Genomic DNA, 19,457 nt, shown 5'->3' with positions numbered 1-19,457 from the left:
ATGTGCACAAAATTATCCACATATCCGGAAGATTTTGGGGATAAATAGCAAAAGTCGAATTTGGACGTGTTTTCGAAAATGAATGAAAATAAACTCATCCAGCAACCATAAAATTGTGGATAATGTGGACAATTTAGTGGATAATATTGGTTTTTTCTATGAAACACCTACCATAACGCCAAAAAAACAGCCTCATCGGCTGTTTTAATGGATATATTATCCACTTTTGTTGTGGATAATGTTGTTAATTATTGGAATGCTGCAAATTGTGATCATAATTTGAAACCTTTTTTTATTCGGCTAAAGCTTCCCACTCTTCATAAGCAGTGCTGAGATTCGACTTTAATGTCTCAATATGCTGCTGAATCTCCTGCAGCTTCATGTAATCCTGATACACTTCAGGCTTGGCCATTTCGGCCTGCTGCTCATCAATCTGCTCCTCAAGGGTTGCAATCTGTACCTCCAGGCTGTCCAGCTTCCGCTGCCGGTTTCTTTCCTCACGCTTCGCCTGCTTCTCCGCCTGGAAGGTGGCAGCTCCGGATTTCTCCGGGGTTGTCTCTACCACAACGGTCTTATTGGCAGCCGCCTGCTGTTCAAGACGTTCCTGGGCAATCTCCTCAAGATCCTGTTTCTTCTGAACATAGTCATCATAATTTCCTAGGAAATGTTGTGTGCCGTCCGGATTCAATTCAATAATCTGCTCTGCCATCTTGTTCAGGAAGTAGCGGTCATGTGAGATGAACAGCAGGGTGCCTTCATAGTCGATCAGTGCAGACTCGAGCACTTCCTTGCTGAACAGATCCAGATGGTTCGTCGGCTCGTCCAGAATGAGGACGTTGGATTCCTGCAGCATCAGCTTGGCAAGCGAGACACGTGCTTTTTCCCCGCCGCTCAAGGAACTGATCTTCTTGGTCACATCATCTCCACTGAACAGGAAATTACCAAGCACGGTCCGAATTCGGGCTTCCTCCATGTGAGGATACTCGCTCCACAGCTCTTCAAGCACGGTGTTTTGCGGATTGAGTCCGGTCTGCTCCTGATCATAATAGCCTACCTTAATCTTGGTACCCCAGTTAATGGTCCCGGTTCGTGGATTCCTCTGTCCGGTGAGACATTTCAGTAATGTAGATTTGCCAATTCCGTTCGGCCCGATGAGGGCGACCGTCTCGCCGCGGCGCAGATCAAATGCGGCATGCTCGAACAGCGGCTTGCTCGGATCCTCGAAGCTTACGGAGAGGTCGCGAACCTGCAGTACCTCTTTGCCGGACATATAAGCGATATCAAATGAGAAGTGGGCTTTCTTCAGCTCGCCCTGCGGACGATCCAGACGGTCCATTTTCTCCAGTGCCTTGCGCCGGCTCTGCGCTCTCTTGGTCGTGGATGCACGGACGATATTTCGCTGTACAAAAGCTTCCATCTTCGCGATTTCATCCTGCTGCTTCTCATATTGCCTCAGCTGAGACTCGTACTCTGCGGCTTTGATCTCCATATAGCGGCTGTAATTGCCTGTATATTTTTTGGAGCGATGACGCTCGATTTCGACGATGCTCGTCACCAGCCGATCGAGAAAATACCGGTCATGGGATACGACAAGCAGTGCGCCGGAGTAACTGCGAAGATAGTCTTCGAGCCAGGTCAGTGTTTCGATATCCAGATGGTTCGTCGGCTCATCCAGCATGAGCAGATCCGGAGCCAGCAGCAATATTCGGGCAAGTGCCAATCTTGTCTTCTGACCGCCGCTAAGTGTAGATATCTTCGTGTCCGCAGGAAATTCGCCGAAGCCCATCCCGTGCAGCACGCTGCGAATTTTCGTCTCAATCTCGTAACCGCCCCGATCCTTGAACCAATCGGAACGTCTGGCGTATCGCTCCAGTAATTCTGCATATTTCTTCTCGTCTTCCATATATTTCGGATCTGAGATCTGCTGCTCCATGCGCCGAAGCTCGGCTTCTGCTTCAATGAGATCTGCAAATACCTTGCGCATCTCCTCCCAGATCGTCCCGTCTGATTCAAGACCGCTGTTCTGAGCGAGATATCCGAGCGTAGTTTCCTTCGCTTTGAAGATCTGCCCGCCGTCGTAGGACATTTCTCCTGCGAGAATCTTTAGCAGCGTAGATTTGCCTGCGCCGTTGACACCGACAAGTCCGATGCGTTCACGCTCTAATATTTGTAGGCTGACACCTTCTAGAATACTGTCAATGCCGTATCTTTTAATAATTCCACTAGCCTGAAAAAGCATGATGGTTCCTCCGTTAATGTAATCTTCGTTCTGTAGTGAATAGGGCTGTAAACATACTATTTCTAGTGTACATGAAAAAGGGAAGCTTTGCATCGCATAGAACAGGTTAAAACATTTAAACACCACGTTTTCTTCTGTCGATTCTCTCCTTGAGGCTTATAGTCTTTTCTTCGAATAGATGATAAACTAAAAAATGAAAAGAAAGCATGTAATCCATTTCATATGGCTTGAAATGAACTTCAGCCGAATCTGTTGTATATCTCACGGAAATGATGAATTTGAAACTATATATAGACGAGCTGTAATGATTGAATCTATATATCCATTTGATCAGACCTGCTCAGGGATTATGAAACGGATTTAAACTCTTTCATTCAACTTAACGAAGAATAGACTGGAAGGTGCGTAATTAATGGAGATGGACCCACAGCTCGGCCCCAAGAAGCAGCTTCGCTCCAAGATGCATCGGATTCGAGATGCCCTATCCATTGAAGCACGACTCCAAATCTCTGAGCAGCTCTGCCAACATGCGATTCATGAGATAGAGCAGCTGAGAGTACTTTCGAATAAGGACAGACTGGTCATCTTCTCTTATATTGCATACCGCAGTGAAGCCGATACTGCCTTGATCCTTAAGCATGGTTTTGAGCAGCAGGATATCGTGCTCGTACCAAGAGTAAACAAGGATTCCTCTCTAATGGAGCTTCGGCGAATTCAGGGAATGCAGGATGTTCAGCATGGCAGATGGGGAATTCTAGAACCTGCTGTCCACACGGAGGTATGGGAACGGGAGCGATGGACAGACATTGACCTCGTTATTGTGCCGGGACTTGCTTATGATCTTCAAGGCGGCCGGATCGGATACGGTGGTGGCTATTACGATCGGTTCGCTGGAGAGGTTCGTGCTAGAGTTCTTGCGTCCAAGTTGTCCGATAAGCAGGTGCCGGAGCAGATGACAAATCAGGTGACAGAGCCCGTATATACAGGGCTTGTACTGCCTGGACAGCTGCTTCCGGCAGGAGAGATCCCCATGGAGCCGCAGGACTTCAGATTGAACCTGCTGTTCACGGAGCACGGCGTATTACATATACAATGAACGAAGGAAAGTGATGAGTCATGAATATGAATTCAGGAGAAGGACAGGCGGGGAACAGTTCATTTACGCATTTTAATGAGCAGGGCCGTGCACGTATGGTGGATATATCCGGGAAGGCGGTAACCGCGAGGACAGCCGTTGCCGAATCCAGGCTCACGATGGCAGAGACCACACTGCAGGCGATCAAGGAAGGCCGAATCGGTAAAGGCGATGTGCTCGCCGTAGCTCAGGTGGCTGGGATTCAGGGTGCGAAGAGAACCTCGGACTGGATTCCAATGTGTCATCCGCTTCCGCTCACAGGTGTGAATATCTCCTTCAGCGATAATGGTGTGAATGAATTGTATATTGAAGTAACGGTGAAGACAGAAGGAAAAACCGGTGTGGAGATGGAAGCTTTAACAGCAGCATCTGCTGCCGCACTGACCATATATGATATGTGTAAGGCATTACAGAAAGATATGGTGATCGGGCCTACACAGCTCGTATCCAAAACAGGCGGTAAAAACGGAGATTATTATTCCAAATAGGGGGAAGGGTGATCTTATGTTGTGGAAGACAGCGATCCTGACGGCAAGTGACAAAGGAGCGCGAGGAGAACGGGAAGATACAAGTGCACAGGTCATCCGTGAACTAGTGGAGGAAGAGCTCGGCGGAGAAATTATCGAGTATCGGATCGTCCCTGATGAGCCGGATGAGATCATTGCGGCGCTTATTGAAATGACGGATTATTTTCATGCGGATCTTGTCCTTACGACAGGTGGAACTGAGCTTGCGATAAGGGATGTAACGCCAGAAGCGACACGCAGAATCATCGATCGTGAAGTTCCAGGAATGGCCGAAGCGATGCGAAGTACGGTGCTCCAGAAGAATCGGGCAGCCATGCTGTTCAGAGGGATCGTCGGCATTCGCGGGAGAACACTGATTGTGAATCTGCCGGGTACACCGAAGGGGGTTCATGAGAATCTTGCAGCGATTATGGATCAGCTTCCTGAAGCGCTGCTTATGGTTACAGGACAATTCAGACAACCGGATTTATAGTATAGATAGGACGTAAGGCTGAATAAGCTCATTTTTCCAGATTCTTGAGATATGGTCTATGTATGTGATTACAATTATGATATGATTCAAATCAGATAGACTTGGATTTTATTGGATACATATCCATACACAAGAAGGAGGAGCAGGAATGCCGAATATCGGACCTACAGGCTTTATTCTCATCGTCGTTGTTGCTTTGCTGCTGTTTGGACCTAATAAGCTGCCTGAGCTTGGACGGGCAGTGGGCAGAACCTTCCGGGAATTCAAGAATGGCGCACAGGAGATTATGTCAGATGACAGTTCTTCTTCCAGGAAGGAATCTGGCACGGCAGCATCGAAGATAGAGGAGACGAAGGCGACTACGGCGGAGGACAAGCGTCTGCCGGAATAACATGCCCATGACACTTTTTATGTACACAGAATGAAGCAGCACCCCTTCTCTTTTAGAAGGGTTTTGTTTTTTCTATCATGAGAGAGCAGAGAGGGAGTGTATTCAAGATGTCGGAACTCAAAGAGGGAATGTCGCTGGTAGATCACCTGGGGGAGCTTAGAAGACGTCTTGTTGCGGTGCTGGCCGTTTTTGTCCTGGGTCTGGTGGGTGGTTTCTTTGTCAGTGATCCGATCTACACCTATTTAACACAAGAGGGGCCGATCGCAAGTTATGATATTGAGCTTCATGCTTTGACCTTATGGGATGGACTTAGTATGTATATGAAGATTGCGCTGCTCTTTTCTTTAATCGTTACACTTCCCTTCACAGCCTATCAGGTGTGGAAATTTGTTAGTCCTGGTCTTAAGCCTCATGAACAGAAAGCCACGCTCCGCTACATACCTTATGTCTTTTTACTGTTTCTTGTGGGGATCGCGTTCTCCTATTTCGTTGTCTTTCCCATGGCTGTCGGTTTTACCAATAAGATCAATGTCAGCTTGGGCCTGGTAGAAACGTATGGTATGGCACAGTTTTTCACATTTATGTTCAATCTGATCCTTCCTATCTCGCTGCTGTTCGAGCTGCCCGTCATCGTCATGTTCCTGACTAAGCTGAGAATTATTAATCCACTTCGGCTCAAGAAAATGCGCAAAATTTCTTACTTCGTGCTGGTCATCATCGCTGTATTCGTTACTCCGCCTGATTTTATCTCGGATGTCATTGTAATTATTCCTCTGATTCTTCTTTATGAATTCAGTGTGTTCTTATCTGCAGTCGTCTACCGCAAGCAGCTCGAAGAGAAGGAAGAGTATGATGCGAAATATGTGAAGCTGGATTCGGGTGAGAAAGCTTAATTCTCCGGGCATATTTTAGACAGCGATGGATAGAATGGTAGAGGGCTTGCCAGCGGATGGACAAAACTTCATCTGAATTTATTCAAAAGGACTTGAAATCATTCTCTAATTTCAGTATCATGAAATTGGTTGTTAGCACTGACGACTGTCGAGTGCTAATAGGAAGTGCAACAACCGTAACATAGGTAACAATATTAATTAAGGAGGCTATTTTTCATGATCAGACCTTTAGGTGAACGCGTATTGGTAGAACCGATCGAACAAGAACAAACAACAGCTCTAGGAATCGTACTTCCGGATTCTGCTAAGGAAAAACCGCAAGAGGGCAAAATTATTGCTGTTGGCGCTGGAAGCTTGAAAGATGGAGTTCGTGTTCCTCTTGAAGTAAAAGAAGGCGACCGCGTAATCTTCTCCAAATATGCTGGCACAGAGATCAAATATGAAGGTAAAGAATATTTGATTATGAAAGAAAGCGACATTCACGCCATTCTTGGTTAATCCCCGGGATCGTGAATAAGTTTGAATTCAGCAGCTTACTCGTAATATTCGGTATTTGAACTTACACTTAATATGACCGCTCTTACGCGGCTGTACTTAGAATATGGTATATACATTATTAGGGAGGTTTTTCACCAATGGCAAAAGATATTAAATTCAGTGAAGACGCTCGCCGTTCCATGCTTCGTGGTGTGGACGCTTTGGCTAATGCAGTAAAAGTAACGCTCGGACCAAAAGGACGCAACGTCGTTCTTGAGAAAAAATTCGGCAGCCCGCTCATCACAAATGACGGTGTAACGATTGCAAAAGAAATCGAGCTGGAAGATGCATTCGAGAACATGGGTGCTCAGCTGGTTAAAGAAGTTGCAACCAAAACCAACGATGTAGCTGGTGATGGTACAACGACGGCAACTGTACTTGCTCAAGCGCTGATCACAGAAGGTCTGAAGAACGTAACTGCGGGCGCTAGCCCAATCGGTATCCGTAAAGGGATCGACAAAGCCGTTCGTGCAGCAGTAGAAGAACTGCGCAGCATTTCCAAGCCTGTTGAGAACAAGCAATCCATCGCTCAAGTTGCGGCAATCTCCGCAGCTGACGAAGAAGTAGGCGAACTGATCGCTGAAGCTATGGAAAAAGTGGGTAACGACGGTGTTATCACTGTTGAAGAATCCCGTGGATTCGAAACGGAGCTTGAAGTGGTTGAAGGTATGCAGTTCGACCGCGGATACATTTCTCCGTACATGATTACAGACACTGACAAAATGGAAGCTGTCCTCGACAATCCTTACATTTTGATCACTGATAAGAAGATCACAAACACGCAAGAAATCTTGCCTGTACTTGAGAAGATCGTTCAACAATCCAAACCACTTCTCTTGATCGCAGAAGACATCGAAGGCGAAGCGCAAGCGATGCTGATCGTGAACAAACTGCGCGGTACATTCAATGCAGTAGCAGTTAAAGCTCCTGGATTCGGTGACCGTCGTAAAGCCATGCTGCAAGATATCGCTGCTCTGACTGGCGGCCAAGTGATCACAGAAGAACTGGGTCTTGACCTGAAAACAGCTTCTATCGATCAACTGGGTACAGCTCGTCAAGTACGTGTTACTAAAGAAAACACAATCATCGTTGACGGTGCAGGAAGCAAAGAAGACATCGATGCACGTGTTAAACAAATTCGTTCCCAATTGGAAGAAACGACTTCCGAATTCGATAAAGAGAAATTGCAAGAGCGTCTGGCTAAACTGGCTGGCGGCGTAGCTGTTATCAAAGTCGGTGCAGCAACGGAAACTGAGCTCAAAGAGCGTAAACTGCGTATCGAAGATGCGCTGAACGCAACTCGCGCGGCAGTTGAAGAAGGTATCGTATCTGGTGGTGGTACTGCCCTGGTTAACGTATTCGGCGCTGTGTCCGCGGTTGCTGATCAATTGCAAGGTGACGAGCAAACAGGTGTGAACATCGTGCTTCGCGCGCTGGAAGCTCCAATCCGTACAATCGCTGCAAACGCAGGTGAAGAAGGTTCCGTAATCGTGGACCGTCTGAAACGCGAAGAAGTTGGCGTAGGCTACAACGCAGCTAACGGCGAGTGGGTAAACATGATCGACGCGGGTATCGTTGACCCTGCCAAAGTAACTCGTTACGCTCTTCAAAACGCAGCTTCCGTAGCAGCGATGTTCTTGACGACTGAAGCGGTTATCGCTGACAAGCCAGAACCAGCAGCACCTGCAGCTCCAGACATGGGCGGCATGGGTGGAATGGGCGGCATGATGTAAGGCTTTTGAGCCCTTAAATCATATGCTTAGTAGAGCGAATTTTCGATCAAATTGATCGATAACTTGTGAAGCAGTCACTGTTACAAATATTAAATGATCCCATGACCACTTCTTAATAATCTTATTAAGGAGTGGTTTTTTGTTGTTAAAGGTTAGTGGTAAAATGGTGAATGCTTATAAAGCATTAAATATGAATGATATTCCAGGTGAACCTATCCTGGGGCTAGCCTTAAGGTGCTTCAGACGATGAATTTAAGATAGAATAATTTATAAATCGCATGAATGCAAAACAAAGGCCGTTCGCATGGATTACGAACGGCCCTTTATTTTTATTTATCACGATTAGTTGCCTTATATTTCATGCCTTGGCTGTCATAAGTGATCCATTCTCCAACAGGCTCACCCTTGTCGAAATAGCCAGAGCGCTTGATTGTGCCATCGATACGATACCACTCCCAGTACCCCTCCGGCTTGTTCTCTACGATCTGCCCTTTTGACCACATTGTTTTTCCATTGGCATGATACTTGATTGTATATCCATCGATTTCTTCCTGTTTTTTTCCCTTAACACCAGTCGGGTGTATTGGATTGCATTTATCATTCTCCATGCTCTTTCCCCCTTGTGGTTATCCTGCGTTATAATACCTTCTATATTACCACAAAATTTCGTGATCTCGGGAAGAAGCCGTTGTATTCGCATTAAAATCAGGTGTGGACTTGTACCTCTCCATTTTCGTAAATGAATAAATTACAAAACTTTTTACATAATAAACAAAGCTGAATTGCTAGCTGCTTATTAACATCAATATAAGTCGTAAAAGGGTTCGAAAGCGAAGGGGTGCAGTATGATCAAAGTGCGATTAGGGCTGGATAAACTTTCGCCTGCCCAAATTATTGTAGGGTATTATTTGTTAGCCATCCTTATATCTTGTCTATTGTTTAGCCTGCCTGCAGCCTATCGACCCGGGGTAGAAGTGTCTTTTTTTGATACAGTATTCATGGCTGTCAGTGTAGCAACAGACACAGGTATGACTCTGTTTAATATATCGGAGACTTATAGTGTATTCGGGTATTTCATTATGATGATCGTATTGCATTTCTCAGGCCTTGGCATTATGGTGATGAACACAGCTCTTTGGTTATTTTTGGGACAGAAAATTGGATTTCGGCAACGACAGCTTATTATGGTAGATAATAATCAATTCGCACATTCGGGACTCGTTCGATTAGTTAAAGAAATCTTGAAGTTGATCCTATTTATTGAACTCCTCGGGGCACTCATCTATGGAGTTTATTTTATCAATTATTTCCCTACATGGGGGGAAGCATTTCTCCAAGGCTTATTTGCATCCGTTACTGCGACGACAAACGCCGGAATAGATATAACCGGTGAATCTTATATTCCCTTCGCAAATGATTATTTTGTACAACTTCTGACCATTATACAAATTATTATTGGATCCATTGGATTCCCTGTATTAATTGAGGTGAAGGATTATTTATCGAGGAAAAAGTTGAAATATGAGTATTCTTTCCGGTTTTCATTATTCACAAAGTTAACGACGCTTACATACGGAATTCTTATAGTTATTGGGGCAGGCCTTATCTTACTACTGGAATTTCAGCATTATTTTAAGGATATGTCATGGCATAAATCTTTTTTTTATGCTTTATTTCAGACGGTATCAACAAGAAGCACTGGATTCTCTACAATGGATATTACACAATTTTCAGTACCTACCCTTATAGTTATAGGTATCTTGATGTTTATAGGGGGATCTCCCAATTCAATGGGGGGTGGGATTAGGACGACGACATTAGCTTTAAATTTGTTATTTATTTATACTTTTATGAAAGGAAGGCGTTATGTTAAAATCTTTAATCGGGAAATATATCAGGAAGATATTATAAAATCACTAGCCATTACGCTATTAGCAGTTTTCATATGTGTAGCCTCGATTATTATGATGATTATTTCCGATCCGCAGCAGCAGCTTACGGCTATTTGTTTCGAAGTTTGCTCTGCCTTAGGTACAGTAGGCTTTTCTTTGGGGATTACGCCAGAACTCAGTCATTTTGCCAAGACCATTCTTATGTTTCTAATGTTTATTGGAAGAATTGGTTTTCCTTCGATCTTTCTGTTCATCAGGGGAAGAAACAATAAGCAAGAAAAATATCGCTATCCGAAAGAGAAACTGATTATAGGTTAGTATCAATTGACTAGCATTATGTTCCCACTATACCTTAGCAATGAAAAGAAGGCCCATTCCTCTATAAATTGTAGAGAAGTTAGGCCTCTTTGATATTACCTTCTAATTAGCAGGCTCCAAATACCATAACTGTCCGTCGCCGCCCCAGTAAGTCCATTGAACGACATTTGCACCATCAGCGGAGCTTATGTTATATACATCTAAAGCTTTTGTACCACCACTGGCTTTGGTCTTTATTGCATAGGCACCGTTTACATTTACAATTTCGAATTTTTGCATATCACCGCCCCAGTGAGTCCATTGAAGAATATTTGCTCCATCTGTATTCGCACCATTCTCCACATCTACACTGCTGGTATAGCCGGATGCACCGGTTAGAATATGATAGTATCCATTGCCATCCGACACCAATCTGAATTTTTGGGCGTCAAATCCATTGCCTGACCACTGCTGAATGTTTGTTCCATCGGCCGCTAAGCCGTTTAGAACATCTAAGTATTTATTGCTATTCTTGTTTTTGATAAAATAGGTCCCATCTAATCCAGATACGGAACCTCCTCCTGTACTAGATGACGTCTTCGAGCCAAATATCGCTTGATTATTGTTACCGATTAAGGAAAATGTCATAACTTCCTTGTGAGCGGCCGATTCATCGTATTGTTTAAAGAAGACACCTTTATACGTTACGCCGTCGATCACCATATTCACATAATGGGTTCCAGACACCGCACTCCATGTACCTGTTACTCCACCTGTAATCGTTCCATTAGCTTGTAATACGACTGTGCTCGTCGGTAACATCGGTGTAAATGTAGTTTCAGCACTATTGCCATGATTCACAAAATCGTAGGTTCCAACGATCTCACTATTTGAATACCCTGTTGATGAAATTTTGCTTCCCAGATGTTCGTATACGGCTGTGACAGGCCATTTGTCCTGATTCAGGAATTGCTGATGGACTCTAACCTGATGGGCTTCAGTTCCTGTGTTAAATCTTGTGTGATAAACGACGTATCTCTGGCCGTCATCATCAATAAAAGCAGAATTATGTCCTGGAGACATATAACCATTACTACTTAATTCCCCGTTGCCGGTTAAGGAGGATAAGTGGTAATTACCCATTAACTTGACACCTTTGTTCGATTGATCTTGTCCTGCACTCGTCACGATGGCCGAATTGCCCATGGCATCGGTGTAAGGTCCTGTTATATTTGTGGATCGGAATAGACGCATATGATACCCTGCAAAATTATCTGTTGCATTGAGACCATTGTAAGATACATACAGATAGTAATAACCTGCATTCTTATCATATACAACGTAAGACCCTTCACCGGTACCGCCATATCCACCTGATATTTTCTTACCAAAGTATTGATCGGAAGAGTTTGTGGTGGTTGAATAGGTGTAGGAATAATCTCTCAATCCCGTATTCTTATCCAATTTCATCATAAAGAGCCCGCCAAACCAGGAACCATAGGACATCCATAAATCTCCGTTTGCATCATAAAGCACACTAGGGTCTATCGCATTTGGCGCATAAGATGGATTCCATTTCCCAGATGTTAAATATCTGGATGCTACGGTGTTCGTTCCTGTCACTTTGCTATAATCTGTCTTCGCTGCTTGGGTGGAATTCACGAACCCGCTGTAAACAACGGTTCCTTGATACGTATAGGGCCCTGCGATATTATCTGCTGTTGCGAGTGCAATGGAGGAATACCAGTTCTCACCATTCACACTCATATACATACACCATTTTTTCATGTCTTTGTTATAGAAAACAGTCGGGGCCCACAAGTTACCAGCCAGATTATAATTACTGCTGCCTTGTGCAGCCCAAGCTGCACCTACTGAGAAAACGCTTGCATAATTGTTGTTGACATTAGTGGTCATATTACTCCATGATGCCAGGTTAGAAGATTCTGCGTTAACCATATGGGTACCAAAAATATAATATTTCCCATTTCCTTTCACAATAGATGGGTCATGGACGGAAGCTCTCGTTGTACTTAGAGCAGCAGCATCAGCCGTCGGTGCTTGAAACATCCCCAATGTTTGTAATACCATTACCATTACCAATAACCATTTCATAAATGTTTTCCCATTTTTCATAAACGTTCCCCTTCCAATTCATTTCAAATATGGATTTGATATTCTACATTCTATTTCTATTTTATGTAAATATCAATAGATTAACTAAAGCATTAAATAAAAAGTTTGAGATAAATATTTTTCTTGAAAACGGTCATGAGATAATCTATGGTATTACAGCAATTTGTATATGAAGTAGTAACGTTGAATAAAGATTACTAAAATGGAGGTTATACATGTTTACTATTACCAACCCTAAAATTGCTGGATTTACACCGGAGTGGTCCCATTTTAGAGGGTATTCCATCCTATTTGATAATCCATCGGACTGCTTATTACCGCTAGATGCGAATGAAGATTTGAAGTTATTAAGCTGTGATATCGAATCTGAACAATTAGGATTATACAAAAGTCTCAATCAAACACTTACACAATTATCAGAAGTGAAGAATACATATCTGTTTTGTCCTCTGCCTTCTCATTCATATCATGTGACTCTATGGGACGGAATTAATGATGGTAATGTACAGGAGGTATCACGGGAACATCTGTTTAATGCGGAGGATCTGCTCGATAATTTACCTCATTCCCTACGGGGAGGAGAGCGAGACTACTTCAGGATTGATGACCGGCCATTACATATCCATATGGAGGAATCGATTGACTTTCAGTTCGATAAGCTGATTAAATGGGGGAATTCGGTCCTGGTGGCAAGCCTGAAACCTGCTAATTCCCGTTCAAGGGCCGTGTTACATAAGATCGAAGAGGAGAGGAAGTGCCTCATTGAGAAATACAAGGAACGCTTTGGATTAGAAACATGCGGACCTTCCTACACACCTCACGTCTCTCTAGGATATTTCGCCAATAAGGAACGAGCGGAGATGTCTACCTCAAATATAGGGCATTGGAATGAACGATTTCTACAAAGTACGGAGGGGCAGACCGTCACTTTCACAAGTAACAGTCTCTACGGATTTAGTGATATGGCTACTTTTTACAAAAGATGATTTTAAAGAGAACAACCCGCTTCACTTTCATATAAATGAAACATGATGTTATGAAAATAAACAATTCAATTGATGAATTTAGAAATGGTGTTAAGGCCTTGGGGCATTAATTTTGAGAGTTCATTCGTAGGTCCATTCCATAACAAATAGCCGCCAAATAAATAGGCGGCCTTTTTTGCGTTGAAGAATTATGATGATGTTTGCCTTTATTAACGACGGGCTTTTTTTCGAAATTCGGTAGGGTTTGATCCCGTCCATCTTTTGAATTGTCTGCTGAAGTGAGCTAGGTTTTTGTAGCCTAAACGATTTGCGATCTCATTAATGGATATCTCCGGCTGCTGCAGTAACATCTTTGCTTCTTGTAATTTGAGACTCGATAGATATTCACGAGGAGACATACGGTAAATCTTCTGGAATACCTCTAACCCATAGTTGGGACTGATCCCAAGAGAAGCGATAATCGGTTGTATATGGATGGAGGTATCTTCGTCCTTCTGTATACATTTTTGTTTAAAGCTCCACTTGATGGCTTCCGCAATTTCTTTTGCATACTTTGCGGTCGTCATCGATTGATGACTTCGGATCTCCGTATCCAGCGGCTCGATATCGATGAGAACCTCTAATAGCTCAAAGAGTACCACTTGTGCTCGTAATTTGGCTTTGGAGCCTACGATATCTGGGTCATCCAGAATATCCAGCCATTTCTGAATACAAACCCTTAACCTACCATGATTGGGATTAGCAGGCTGATAGATCCAATCACTATTTTTCATGATTTTCATCCGTAAAGCAGGTTCGTCAATATCAAAATGAGCGCAAAAATAGGTCATAGCATCAGCAGTGACACACTTGTTGGTATGCTCAAAACCCGGAGGAATCAGAAGGATATCCTCTTTCTTGATCATATATTGTTTATTTCCAATCCAGGTTTCCTGTTCCCCATCTAAGACGATCAAGATCTCAAAAGCATGGTGATACTCCTTGGTCATGGACCAATTGGAATAAACAGTTTGTTTGTGTGCACCGAATAAACGTATATTCCAGTCAATGCGTGGAAAAATTTGTGTCTTATAACCCATGAGGCTGTTATCATATTCCATTCATCAGGCCACCTTTGATTAGGGTAAATTTAACCCTAGTTGTACTAACGTAATGATCAAATAATTATTATTATAATATAGCTGTGCAGCAGCAAACGCTTTCTTGAATCAGCTTAAACACTTATGTCCTTTGATTATTTTATCATAGTCAAAATAGAAAGCGGAATCATGAAGTCATTGGGAAGTTTGAGTCAGCAAGAAAAAAGGGTAAATAAGGAGGTCATGATCGGGGATGTGCTTATCTTATTGAGCAGCGTTCCCAACATAGCATTAGAGAGAGAGGAAGTAGTAAAATGACAGTCATTCAAAATCCTATTATTCCTGGCATGGCACCAGACCCATCTATTATTCGGGTAGGTGAGGTTTATTATATCGCCACATCCACATTTCATTGGAACCCGGGTATCCAAATTTTTAAATCGACGGATTTAGCCCATTGGCAGCTTATCAGCCATGTATTAAAGAACGGTGAGATCAATTTGCGCGGTACCAATACACCGGCTGGAATCTGGGCGCCGCATTTATCCTATGATTCTTCTACGAACAAATATTGGCTGGCCTTTTCCCACATGCTCAATATGGCAGGTCGTGAGTTCAACTCAGACTCCTATGCCGTGTGGGCTGAAGATATAAATGGACCTTGGTCTGATCCAATTTATTTGACTTCTATCGGCTTTGACCCTGCTATTTTTCATGATGAGGATGGAAGACATTATATCTCTACACTCGAATGGGAAACACGCCAAGGTTATCAAGCACCTGGACATATTGTCATCGCAGAGGCTGATCTGGAGCAAGGGGGAATAATCGGTAAATGGCATCGGGTAACGCAAGGGTTTACCAGTCGCGGCTGTGTAGAAGCCCCGCAAGTATATAAGCACAACGGATATTATTATCTGATCCAAGCTGCGGGTGGAACCGGCTATGCACATGGGGTAGAGATTGGGCGATCGAAGAGCATATTTGGCCCTTATGAGCCGCATCCATCTGCTGAACCGATTATTACGTCTTCACCACGTCATCTGTTCTCATTAGGTGATCCGGATGCGGGACATTTTGAAATGTATAATCCCCAATCGATCATGCAAAAAGCGGGTCACGGCTCATTGGTTCAAACCCAAACAGGGGAATGGTATATTGCACATCTCATGTCGCGTCCACTCGAAGGAACACTTTTAAATCCATTAGGACGTGAAACGTCCATTCAAAAAATGAAGTGGACAGAGGACGGCTGGCTGGAAATGGAGGATGGAACGAATGTAGCCAAGATGGAAGTTCAAGGCATGCAGGGTGTTCCGTTATCGACTAAAATAACGCACGATGTATTTGATCATTTTGACGACAACACCTATGACATCCACTTTATGACGCCTTATCGCGATCAAGGGGCTGCTTGGGTCAATACCACGGAGCGGGCAGGACATTTACGGATCCATGGCGAGAACTCTTTCTTCTCCCAAGTAAATCCGGCGATTATGGCCACTCGCGCAACATCATTTCATTATAAATTTCAAACCAAGCTTGAATTTCATCCCGATCATTACTCCGAAACAGCGGGTATGGGGCTTTACTATGACTCCAACAATTGGCTTTATGCCCATCTAACTCATTCAGAGGCATCCAATTGCACCGTCTTGCAGTTGCTGCAGGCGAAGTTAGGAAAACGCATCGAATTTGTACATCACCATATTTCGGTACCTGAAGGTGTTGTTGAGCTGAAGGCTGTTTACCGTTCAGGTATAGTAGATTTCTATTATCGACTCAGTGATGATATGGATTGGAAAGTATTGGCGGATGGGTTAGATGCTGCTTATTTGTCTGATGAGGGTGTCAACGGGGAACCGGGTGAGATCGGCGGATTTACAGGCTTGTTTAATTTTATTGGCACAGTCGATTCCCATCAGCATGACTCCTTTGCAGATTTTGATTACTACTCAGTGAAAAATGACTAGCCATTAGAGAGGAAGCTCGATCATGAATACCATATCATTGAAACGACTAATACCCGGATTAATTATTGGGCCGGCTTCCTGGCTTGGCCCCTATATTGTAGCTTCGAGCTTGTTCCTCCCAGCTATGATTCAGCATTTGGACGCCGATAACAAAATTGAATTAGTCGCTTTATTTTCGTCCTTAGGAATGGTCACCGCGGCTCTGTCTAATATGGTTGCCGGATATCTCTCGGATCGGACTAGATCTCGTTTTGGTAAACGCACACCATGGGTTGTCTCCGGTGCCTTTGTATTTATGCTGGCCATGATTCTTGCCTCAATGAGTACGACGATTCCCTTCTTGCTGTTAAGCTGGATGCTGGGACAGATTGCGCTGAACTTCATTGTTGCACCGATGATTGCTTGGCTGGATTTGGCTCCTGAAAGTGGCAGAGGAACGGCCTCATCTGCTTATGGCGGATTGGGGATGGCGCTTGGCAACAACGGTTTTTCCATTATAGGAGCTCTCTTCTTAGGACAGTTTCGTTTAGGCTTTATTATATTTGGTATCATAACTTTTGTCGGTACTTTGATTGCTGCATGGATCGTCCGAGAACCATCCAATCTGGGGGAGAAAGTGGATTCATCAGAATCAACAAAAAAGGTGAAGTTTTCTATAAAAGAGCTCAAAACTATTTTTCCATCCTGGTCCGTAGGTCGTGATTATTATTTGGCTCTTACCGGCAAGCTGTTTCAGGGGATTGGAAACTTCGCAATTACAGGTTACCTGTTATATATCATGTCAGATTTCCTGCATAAGGACACAATAGCTACACAACAGTCTGTTCAATTAATTAACACGATCATGCTGATCTTCGGGATTGCAATGGGATTTATAGCCGGACCCCTAGCAGATAAGTTCAAAATATTGAAATTGCCTGTAGGCTTATCTACCATCTTGTTAGGGATCGGTGCATTAAGCATTTTCTTCTTACAAAATGAGACCGGTATCATTATCTATGCCTTTATGGCTGGCCTGGGAATGGGCATCTGGAACTCGCTGGATAACCTATTGAATCTGGAAGTCATTCCGGACAAGAACCGTGTTGGATTTTTCTTAGGATTTTACAATCTCGGGAATACGGTAACTCAAGCGATTGCTCCAGTCATTGCTGCGGTGTTGATCTCATCCGTAGGGTTTTCATCCATTTTTATCATGTCATTTGTATTCTCCATTTTGGGAGGAATCTTGATTCTCTCTATTAAATCTGTGTCTAGATAAAATATAAATGAACCTATAACCACTTCTTATGATCGTATAAGGAGTGGTTTTTTACTATTTAATAGAATAGAGAATCACCCATACCATGCCAAGGAAAGATATATTGTATCTTCGCAAACTTTATACTTTCTTTATACTTATCGGGTCCATTTATTTATATCTGCATTCTATACTTAGCTCATCAACTTCAAAAGGGTGATTCTAAAATGTCCGAAACGATTCTGAAGGCAACTCATATATCCAAAATGTACGGCAAGCATAAAGCGCTTGATAAAGTATCCCTTGAGATTAAACGAGGCATGATCTACGGCTTGATCGGAGAGAACGGCGCAGGCAAATCGACCTTTATGCGTGCGATGATGGGACTGATTACCGTCGATGAGGGAAGCATCCAGCTGTTTGGCGAGACCGGGGCGAAGGGACTGCAGCAAGCAAGGAGGAGAATGGGGCAGTCGATTGAGAATCCGACGCTGTATCCCGATTTGACAGCTCGTGAGAATTTGCGGGTACAGGCAGCAAACGGCGGTGTAAGCGAACGGGAGATCGAGGATCTGCTTCGCCTGATGAATCTGAACAACACAGGCAGGAAGAAGGCCAAAAATTTCTCGCTAGGCATGCGGCAGCGTTTGGCTATTGCCACGGCACTGATTACTCACCCTGAATTTTTAATTCTGGATGAACCGACCAACGGTCTGGATCCTTCAGGTATTGTAGAAATGCGTGAGATTATTAAACGGATGGTGACTGAGCGGGGTATAACCGTATTGCTCTCAAGCCACTTGCTGGATGAGCTATCGCAGATTGCGACTCACTACGGTATTTTGCATGACGGGAAGCTGATCAGGGAGTTCTCCCAAGAGGAGCTGGCTAACGAAACTCGGCAATATATTGAACTCGAAACGACAGAGGCAGAGGCAGCGATTGTAGTGCTGGATGCACTCGGAATCAGAGATTACGAAGTTATTAGCGGAACAGAGATTCACATCTATGACAAGGTAAGCGAGGTTGCGGCAATCAACCGGGCCTTAGTCTTTGCTGAGGTGAATGTACTGCGTATTGGCGCCAGCAGGCAGAAGCTGGAGGATTATTTTTTACAGTTAACAGGAGGTGGCGCGGATGTTTAATCTATTGTCAGCGGAACGAATCAAAATATATCGCAGCAGCAAGCTATGGATCGTTCTTGCCATTCTGTTCCTATTGCCGGTCTGCCAAGCGGCTCTCAGCAAAATGGATATTATAAGCAATGGAGAGGAGCTGGTTCAGGCCATTGATACGGTAGTTAACGGCGCGACAGGGGTTCTCATGATTGAGAAGAATGGACTTGCCGTTTTGCTCGTGATGAGCGCATTTATCAGCTTCTATATTGGAGAAGAGTTTCAGAACGGGACAATTCGCAATGTGTTGTCATTAGGCCGCAGCCGTAAGCATTTTTATCTGTCTAAGCTGCTCATATCCGCACTGCTTACGCTGATGGGTTCGATCCTGCTCGTTTTGATGGGGATGATCAGCTATTCACTTCTGTTCGGCTTCGGAGAGGTTGCCGGCGTTCAGAGATACTTCAGCTACGCGCTTCAAACCTTCGGCACTTTATATTTGTTACTTATATCAAACGTTTCAATCTATGTGATGATTAGCTTTCTGACCAAGAACAGCGGTACTTCGCTCGTGTGGAGCTTTTTGTATACGATCGGAACAGGCTTTGGTGCAGGCATCTTCCAACAGACCGAGCATTTCAAGCACGTTACCTTCTGGTTCTCTGAATCCTTCCTGTTCTATTCGGATTTTGCGAGCTCGGCTGATATTGCCAGATTTCCAGAGATGGCCGTGGTCAGTCTCATTACAATCGTGTTATCATCAGCTATAGGAATGTTTCTGTTTGGACGAACAGACATAAAGTAGGAGAAAT

General features: G+C 43.9%; 17 protein-coding genes. 13 read left to right on the top strand and 4 right to left on the bottom strand.

The window, feature by feature from the left end; translation table 11 throughout:
- Positions 1-292: 292 nt before the first annotated feature.
- Positions 293-2,239: a ribosomal protection-like ABC-F family protein gene (gene abc-f / locus TCA2_RS13740; protein WP_047912171.1), complete on the bottom strand. Its 1,947-nt coding sequence runs from the start codon at positions 2,237-2,239 to the stop codon at positions 293-295.
- A 412-nt stretch (positions 2,240-2,651) separates the two neighbouring features.
- Here abc-f and TCA2_RS13735 point away from each other — a divergent pair, with 412 nt between their 5' ends.
- The 7 genes from TCA2_RS13735 (at position 2,652) to groL (ending at position 7,927) form a co-directional block, all read left to right on the top strand.
- Complete coding sequence (locus TCA2_RS13735; RefSeq protein ID WP_081872491.1) at positions 2,652-3,335, top strand: 5-formyltetrahydrofolate cyclo-ligase; 684 nt, start codon at positions 2,652-2,654, stop codon at positions 3,333-3,335.
- Between the two features lie 20 nt (positions 3,336-3,355).
- Positions 3,356-3,862 (top strand): cyclic pyranopterin monophosphate synthase MoaC, encoded by a 507-nt coding sequence (moaC, locus tag TCA2_RS13730; RefSeq protein WP_047912170.1) that lies wholly within the window; start codon positions 3,356-3,358, stop codon positions 3,860-3,862.
- Positions 3,863-3,878: 16 nt separating this feature from the next.
- Positions 3,879-4,373: a molybdenum cofactor biosynthesis protein B gene (locus TCA2_RS13725; RefSeq protein WP_047912169.1), complete on the top strand. Its 495-nt coding sequence runs from the start codon at positions 3,879-3,881 to the stop codon at positions 4,371-4,373.
- Positions 4,374-4,521: 148 nt separating this feature from the next.
- The gene (locus tag TCA2_RS13720) at positions 4,522-4,764 is read left to right on the top strand and encodes a twin-arginine translocase TatA/TatE family subunit (RefSeq protein ID WP_047912168.1); all 243 of its coding nucleotides are present in this window, start codon (positions 4,522-4,524) and stop codon (positions 4,762-4,764) included.
- 107 nt (positions 4,765-4,871) lie between these two features.
- Positions 4,872-5,657 carry a twin-arginine translocase subunit TatC gene (gene tatC, locus TCA2_RS13715; protein ID WP_047912167.1) on the top strand — a complete coding sequence of 262 codons (786 nt, stop codon included), beginning with the start codon at positions 4,872-4,874 and terminating at the stop codon, positions 5,655-5,657.
- Positions 5,658-5,873: 216 nt separating this feature from the next.
- Positions 5,874-6,155, top strand: a complete 282-nt coding sequence (gene groES, locus TCA2_RS13710) for a co-chaperone GroES (protein WP_047912166.1) — start codon at positions 5,874-5,876, stop codon at positions 6,153-6,155.
- Positions 6,156-6,292: 137 nt separating this feature from the next.
- Complete coding sequence (gene groL, locus TCA2_RS13705; RefSeq protein WP_047912165.1) at positions 6,293-7,927, top strand: chaperonin GroEL; 1,635 nt, start codon at positions 6,293-6,295, stop codon at positions 7,925-7,927.
- A gap of 329 nt (positions 7,928-8,256) precedes the next feature.
- On the opposite strand, the gene TCA2_RS13700 is transcribed toward groL, so the two are convergent.
- Positions 8,257-8,535 (bottom strand): hypothetical protein, encoded by a 279-nt coding sequence (locus TCA2_RS13700; RefSeq protein WP_047912164.1) that lies wholly within the window; start codon positions 8,533-8,535, stop codon positions 8,257-8,259.
- A 237-nt stretch (positions 8,536-8,772) separates the two neighbouring features.
- On the opposite strand from TCA2_RS13700, the gene TCA2_RS13695 reads away from it, so the two are divergent.
- Positions 8,773-10,137, top strand: a complete 1,365-nt coding sequence (locus tag TCA2_RS13695) for a TrkH family potassium uptake protein (protein ID WP_047912163.1) — start codon at positions 8,773-8,775, stop codon at positions 10,135-10,137.
- Between the two features lie 102 nt (positions 10,138-10,239).
- Here TCA2_RS13695 and TCA2_RS13690 read toward each other — a convergent pair whose 3' ends face one another.
- Positions 10,240-12,252 (bottom strand): RICIN domain-containing protein, encoded by a 2,013-nt coding sequence (locus TCA2_RS13690; protein WP_152557744.1) that lies wholly within the window; start codon positions 12,250-12,252, stop codon positions 10,240-10,242.
- A 215-nt stretch (positions 12,253-12,467) separates the two neighbouring features.
- Between TCA2_RS13690 and TCA2_RS13685 the strand changes: the two genes are divergently transcribed.
- Positions 12,468-13,238, top strand: a complete 771-nt coding sequence (locus tag TCA2_RS13685; protein WP_047912162.1) for a hypothetical protein — start codon at positions 12,468-12,470, stop codon at positions 13,236-13,238.
- Positions 13,239-13,447: 209 nt separating this feature from the next.
- Here the strand turns inward: TCA2_RS13685 and TCA2_RS13680 are convergent, their stop codons facing one another.
- Positions 13,448-14,338, bottom strand: coding sequence for an AraC family transcriptional regulator (locus TCA2_RS13680; RefSeq protein WP_047912161.1), 891 nt, complete (start codon positions 14,336-14,338; stop codon positions 13,448-13,450).
- 293 nt (positions 14,339-14,631) lie between these two features.
- Between TCA2_RS13680 and TCA2_RS13675 the strand changes: the two genes are divergently transcribed.
- The 4 genes from TCA2_RS13675 to TCA2_RS13660 all read left to right on the top strand — a co-directional run bounded on the left by TCA2_RS13675 (position 14,632) and on the right by TCA2_RS13660 (position 19,450).
- Positions 14,632-16,290, top strand: a complete 1,659-nt coding sequence (locus TCA2_RS13675; RefSeq protein WP_047912160.1) for a family 43 glycosylhydrolase — start codon at positions 14,632-14,634, stop codon at positions 16,288-16,290.
- 22 nt (positions 16,291-16,312) lie between these two features.
- Positions 16,313-17,551 carry an MFS transporter gene (locus tag TCA2_RS13670; protein WP_047912159.1) on the top strand — a complete coding sequence of 413 codons (1,239 nt, stop codon included), beginning with the start codon at positions 16,313-16,315 and terminating at the stop codon, positions 17,549-17,551.
- A 206-nt stretch (positions 17,552-17,757) separates the two neighbouring features.
- Complete coding sequence (locus tag TCA2_RS13665) at positions 17,758-18,675, top strand: ATP-binding cassette domain-containing protein (protein WP_047912158.1); 918 nt, start codon at positions 17,758-17,760, stop codon at positions 18,673-18,675.
- Entirely contained in the window at positions 18,668-19,450 is a 783-nt protein-coding gene (locus tag TCA2_RS13660) for an ABC transporter permease (protein ID WP_047912157.1), read from the top strand. Before TCA2_RS13665 ends, TCA2_RS13660 begins: the two co-directional genes overlap by 8 nt.
- Positions 19,451-19,457 lie beyond the last annotated feature (7 nt).

This window comes from Paenibacillus sp. TCA20 (assembly GCF_000732325.1).
Taxonomy (GTDB): Bacteria; Bacillota; Bacilli; order Paenibacillales; family Paenibacillaceae; genus Paenibacillus; species Paenibacillus urinalis.
The sequence above is the reverse complement of the archived record's forward strand: the minus strand, read 5'-3'. Positions and strand labels throughout refer to the sequence as shown.

Excerpts from the sequence above, each read along its gene's own strand:
- abc-f (WP_047912171.1), bottom strand. The coding sequence starts at position 2,239 with ATGCTTTTTCAGGCTAGTGGAATTATTAAAAGATACGGCATTGACAGT.
- TCA2_RS13735 (WP_081872491.1), top strand. The coding sequence starts at position 2,652 with ATGGAGATGGACCCACAGCTCGGCCCCAAGAAGCAGCTTCGCTCCAAG.
- moaC (WP_047912170.1), top strand. The coding sequence starts at position 3,356 with ATGAATATGAATTCAGGAGAAGGACAGGCGGGGAACAGTTCATTTACG.
- TCA2_RS13725 (WP_047912169.1), top strand. The coding sequence starts at position 3,879 with ATGTTGTGGAAGACAGCGATCCTGACGGCAAGTGACAAAGGAGCGCGA.
- TCA2_RS13720 (WP_047912168.1), top strand. The coding sequence starts at position 4,522 with ATGCCGAATATCGGACCTACAGGCTTTATTCTCATCGTCGTTGTTGCT.
- tatC (WP_047912167.1), top strand. The coding sequence starts at position 4,872 with ATGTCGGAACTCAAAGAGGGAATGTCGCTGGTAGATCACCTGGGGGAG.
- groES (WP_047912166.1), top strand. The coding sequence starts at position 5,874 with ATGATCAGACCTTTAGGTGAACGCGTATTGGTAGAACCGATCGAACAA.
- groL (WP_047912165.1), top strand. The coding sequence starts at position 6,293 with ATGGCAAAAGATATTAAATTCAGTGAAGACGCTCGCCGTTCCATGCTT.
- TCA2_RS13700 (WP_047912164.1), bottom strand. The coding sequence starts at position 8,535 with ATGGAGAATGATAAATGCAATCCAATACACCCGACTGGTGTTAAGGGA.
- TCA2_RS13695 (WP_047912163.1), top strand. The coding sequence starts at position 8,773 with ATGATCAAAGTGCGATTAGGGCTGGATAAACTTTCGCCTGCCCAAATT.
- TCA2_RS13690 (WP_152557744.1), bottom strand. The coding sequence starts at position 12,252 with ATGAAAAATGGGAAAACATTTATGAAATGGTTATTGGTAATGGTAATG.
- TCA2_RS13685 (WP_047912162.1), top strand. The coding sequence starts at position 12,468 with ATGTTTACTATTACCAACCCTAAAATTGCTGGATTTACACCGGAGTGG.
- TCA2_RS13680 (WP_047912161.1), bottom strand. The coding sequence starts at position 14,338 with ATGGAATATGATAACAGCCTCATGGGTTATAAGACACAAATTTTTCCA.
- TCA2_RS13675 (WP_047912160.1), top strand. The coding sequence starts at position 14,632 with ATGACAGTCATTCAAAATCCTATTATTCCTGGCATGGCACCAGACCCA.
- TCA2_RS13670 (WP_047912159.1), top strand. The coding sequence starts at position 16,313 with ATGAATACCATATCATTGAAACGACTAATACCCGGATTAATTATTGGG.
- TCA2_RS13665 (WP_047912158.1), top strand. The coding sequence starts at position 17,758 with ATGTCCGAAACGATTCTGAAGGCAACTCATATATCCAAAATGTACGGC.
- TCA2_RS13660 (WP_047912157.1), top strand. The coding sequence starts at position 18,668 with ATGTTTAATCTATTGTCAGCGGAACGAATCAAAATATATCGCAGCAGC.